Origin of the sequence: Streptomyces iconiensis (genome assembly GCF_028657195.3) — a bacterium.
Taxonomy (GTDB): domain Bacteria; phylum Actinomycetota; class Actinomycetes; order Streptomycetales; family Streptomycetaceae; genus Streptomyces; species Streptomyces iconiensis.
The window spans coordinates 1-4491 of record NZ_JANCPR020000103.1; the positions used below are offsets into that span (position 1 = coordinate 1).

The window sequence follows — 4491 nt, forward strand, 5'->3', positions numbered from 1 at the left end:
GCCCCGGCTGCGGCGGGAGGGTGCGCCCTTGTCCCCGCGAGTCGGGCCCGGTCACTGGGTGACCGGGCCCGACTTGTGCGTGGGGTGTGCGCGAGGCGTGCGCGTCAGTCCTGCTGGGCGTCGGCGGGGAGCTTGCGGATCTTCATGTCCGCTGCGTCGTCGGAGCCGAAGCCGTAGTCGAGCATCTTCGCCGCGTCCTTGTAGCGGTCCTTGCTGTTGAGCACGGTGCCGGTGAGGGTCTTGCCGTCACGTTCGGCCGCGAAGACGAGGCACTCGCCCGCCTTGCTGGTCGTGCCGGTCTTGATGCCCGTGATGCCCTTGTACGAGCTGAGCATCTGGTTGGTGTTGGTCCACGTGTAGTAGCGCGTGCGCCCGTTCGCCGCCGGGGCCTCGGTCTTGTAGGTCTTGGTCTTGACGACCTCGCGGAAGGTGTCGTTCTTCATCGCGTGCTGGGCCAGCTTCGCCAGGTCCGCCGGCGTGGTGGAGTCCTCGCTGGTGCCGTCGATGGAGTCGAACTTGCTCTTGCCGAGGCCGAGTTCATGGCCCTTGGCGTTCATCTTCACCACGAACGACTGAACGCGCTGCTCGTTGGTGGCCCCCTCGCCGAAGGTGTCGGCGAGCGCGTAGGCGGCGTCGGCGCCGGAGGGCAGCAAGGAGGCGTACAGGAGCTGGTGGACGGTCACCTTGTCACCGGTCTGCAGGTCGGCGGTGCTCGCCGAGTGCTCGGTGACGTAGTCGCGGTACGCCTGCTTGACGGGCACCTTGCGTTCAAGATCGACGCTCTTGTCGTCGAGGATCGTCGCGGCCATCATGATCTTCACCGTGCTGGCCATCGCACGGTCGTCGTTCACGTTCTTGCCGAAGACCTGCTCACCGTTCTCATCGAACAGCGAGGCGCCCTTGGCGCTGACCTCCGGCGGAGGCTCCTCCGACGTGGCGATGGCGACGACGGGCACGACAGCGGCGAGCACGACACCGCCGGCGATGGCGGTGAGGGTCTTGCGCTTGGACAGGATTCTGGCAGCCATGGAGAGCTACTCCGTATCTGCTGGACGTGGTGGTCAATTGTTCAGGTACGCGACTTCCGCGGCGGTGGCATCAGGCATACAGGCGCGCAAAGGCGCACGGACGCACGGTGTGCTCGCGGCAGTCGGACCGGTCTCCCTGTGTCCGATGACGAGCCTGACGAAAAAGTTCACGGTGATAACGCAAGGAAAGAAATTTTCCGTGCGGCACTGAGAATCAGCGGACACTTCAGGTCAACCACCTAGATGCTGTGGGCATCCATCCGGCGCACGGGAAGTGAATCACACCGGAAGACCTCTCATCAAACAGCAGACCCGTCCCCTCCCCCGCCACGACCTGCGGGGATGCGAGGAGGCGGCGATGCGGGCACGCGGGGAGGTGGGGGGCCTGGGGATGCGGGGAGGGTGACGGTGGAGATCCCGTGAAGGTCAGGTGAGACATTCCGGCCGCACGCCGCGGATTCCACGGAGTGCGGCTGCGCGGTGCCCTCTCGAATCCCGAGCGACGGAAATTAGAGGAACTCCGTTCAAACTCCGAGACGCCAGGGAATAAGTGTCAGCCTCGTCACAGACCGCAGCCTTTCCGCAGCACAGAAGAACCCCGTCACGCATATCCCATTGACGGAGAATGTCGCATTCATTTCGGCCGTTCCGGCCCGAGGAGAACGGAAGGTCGGCCTTTGCCCCGGTGTGCCACAGGCTCGGCGCTGCCCGTGTGCGGCCGGGCCCCGGACTCTGTGGAGTCCGGGGCCCGGCGGCGGGTGTCAGCGGGAGGCGGCGGCTGCCAGCGTCCACTTGGCGGCGTCGCCCGGGTGGCACGGCTGGATGTCCAGCCGCGCGTCGGGGTTGCCGTTCGGCACCTGAAGGCACTGCTGGTTGCTCGCGAAGTTGTGAAGCCAGAACGAACCGTTCCCGCGCGGCTCCAGCCACCACAGCTGGTTGTCAGCCTTGGTGCCGTTGCAGGGGTACTCCGAGATCTTCGTACCGCTGGGCTGACCGCCGAACTTCGGCAGGTCGACGCACAACTTGTCCTTGCGGTTCCTGATCTGGAAGAGGTCGGTGTTCTTGGGGCTCTCGCCCTTGTACCTCACCTCGAAGTCCCAGATCTGGTTGTCCTTGTCGGTGTTGTTGCAATGGAACTGGTTGACGGGGCCGTCCGGTCTGCCGTTGCCGAACTTGGGGATGTCGGCACACAGCTTCGACGCGACGTTCTGGAGCACGACGTTCTTCGAGTTCGCGTAGTTGGGCGGGGCCGGAGGGGCCGCCCGCTTCTTCTTGGGCTCCTCCTTCACCCCCTCCTTCGCTTCCTCCTTGGTCTGCTCCCCGGCCTCTCGCGCCTCCGGCGCCGCCTCGTCCTTCTTCCCGGCGGCGGGCTGATCGTCCTTCACCTTCACAACCTCGCCCTGGGCCTTCAGCACCTCAAGGGAGTAGACCCCCGCCTGGAGCGGCTTCGACACCTGGAGGATCTGGGGCGAGGGCTGCCCGCCCGCCGCGTCCTTGTCCTTCGCGCCCCCGCTCTTCTTCTCGGCGCCCTCGCTCTTCACCTTGGCGGGACGCTCGTCCTTCGGCTTTTCCTCGTCGGTGTCGTCGGCCTTCAGGTACTTGGGGGCACCGCCGCCCTTACCGTCCGCCTCGTCCTCCTTCTGAAGGATTCCGGCCGTGGGCGACTCGTCCGCCGACTCCTTGTCGTCCGTGTCGTCCTTGGCCTCCTTGCCGTCCTTGCCGTCCTCGGCGTCGTGCTCCTTGGCGTCCGCCTTGGCCTTCTGTTCGTCCGACGGCGACGACTTGTCCTTCTCCTGCTTGGCCTTCTCCTCGGCGAGCCGGCTGAGCTTCGGAGCCTTGTCTTCGGCGCCTTCGGCGTCCTTGGCGTCCTTGTCCCCCGCGCCCTTGGCGTCCTTGGCGTCCTTGTCCTTCGGCTTCTCGGGCGCGTACTGCCCCGGCGGGGCCGACGCCTCCTCGGACTGCAGGGGCCGGTCCGAGTTCTCCGCCGCAGCCACCACGGACTCGGTCTTGTCGTCGTCACGGTTGGTGCCCATGACCAGGAACGGCACCGCGATCAGCAGCGCGCCCCCGAGACCCGCCGCGGCCAGCAGCGCCTTGGTGGGACGCCCCGAGGGGGGTACGTCCCCGCCCGTTCCGGTATCGCCCTTGGCCGCGCCGGGCGGGCTCCCGCCCTCTGCCGCGAGCAGGGAACCGACGGCCGCGTCGCTGTTCTCCTCCACCTTCTTCGCTGCGGGCGCCGATGCCTCGGAGGAGGCAGCGCCGGAGCCGGTGCCGGACGCGGCAGAGGTGCCGGACGCGGCAGAGGCGGCGGGGGTGGCGGAGGCTGCGGGGGCAGTGCCGGACGAGGACTCTTCCGACCCGGACGGGGACGCCGCCCCGGCCGTCGGCTGCTCCTCGCCTGACTCGGAAGAGACCGGCTCCTCCGTCCGCTCGGGGCCCGTGGCCGGGCCCTGGCCCGTGGCCGAACGTGGTCGCAGCGAGGCGGACTTCGGCTGGGCCGCCGTGCCACGCATCGTGACCGCACGGCGCACTCGGGGCCCTATCGACCCTCTCTTCTCCTCTTCTGGCATCAAGTCTCCACTTCTGTTGGGCCTGGTCAGTTGGATGGCGGGCGGCCCGCAGCCCGGTCCAGTGATCCCGCGCAGAGCCGCGGCCAGCCGGGACCGCCCGGCGCCACAGGGCGAGCACGCAGGGCCTCCTCCAGCCGGTCGAGCGCAGCGCGGTCGTCGGCGTCGAGTCCCTCGCCGCCGCGCGGAGCCGGGGTGTCCGGCCCGCTGAGTGGCACCTCGCGCAGCAGGGTCAGCGGGGCGCCGCCCTCCTCGCGCACGTCGAGCACCCGCAGCAGGGTGCCCGGCGGGAACACCACCTCGTCCCGGGCCTGTCCGGCACCGGGCCGGTCGGTGAGCTGGCGCACGCGGCGCCCGGTCACCGACCACACGGCGTACTGCGCGCCACCCGGCCTCGGTGTGCCGGTGCCGAGGGGCAGCGCGGGCACAGGGGCAGGGTCACGCAGCAGAACACCGGGTTCGGAAACGCCGCCGTCCGGCTCGTCGGCCGCGCCGGCGCTCGCGCCGCGGAACGCGATCCCGCGGTACGAGGGCATCCGGCGCAACCCGGAGGCCACGCAGGCGGCGTACGGCAACAGTTGCTCCTCTCCGTCGTACAGCCCCCGGGCCAGCGCCTCCGGGCCCAACGGGCCCTCGGGGGTGTGGAGATAGAGATGGAGCGCGATCAGATCGGTACGGGCTGCCTCCTGCTCGTGCCCCCGCAGCACGGGCATCCGGGTCAGCAAGCGGCCAACGGCGGTGCCGTGCTGGTGCCACACGCCGTCCGCGAGGACACGGAAGGCGTCGCGCTCGGCCTGGGTGCTGACGTGTCCTGGCCGGAACGGCGCCGGGGGCAACGGCCCGCTCCGCGTCGCGGGACGACGCGGGGCGGGGGCCGTGGGAGCGGGGGCCGTGGG

General features: G+C 69.4%; 2 protein-coding genes and 1 pseudogene. All 3 read right to left on the reverse strand.

What is annotated here, in order from left to right; translation table 11 throughout:
- Nucleotides 1-104: 104 nt before the first annotated feature.
- Complete coding sequence (locus tag NMN56_RS42730; RefSeq protein ID WP_274045692.1) at nt 105-1028, reverse strand: D-alanyl-D-alanine carboxypeptidase family protein; 924 nt, start codon at nt 1026-1028, stop codon at nt 105-107.
- A gap of 761 nt (nt 1029-1789) precedes the next feature.
- A complete protein-coding gene (locus NMN56_RS42735) occupies nt 1790-3598 on the reverse strand; it encodes an RICIN domain-containing protein (RefSeq protein WP_274045693.1) in 1809 nt (602 codons plus the stop codon).
- 26 nt (nt 3599-3624) lie between these two features.
- Nucleotides 3625-4491, reverse strand: a pseudogene (locus tag NMN56_RS42740) (hypothetical protein); the annotation flags it as partial.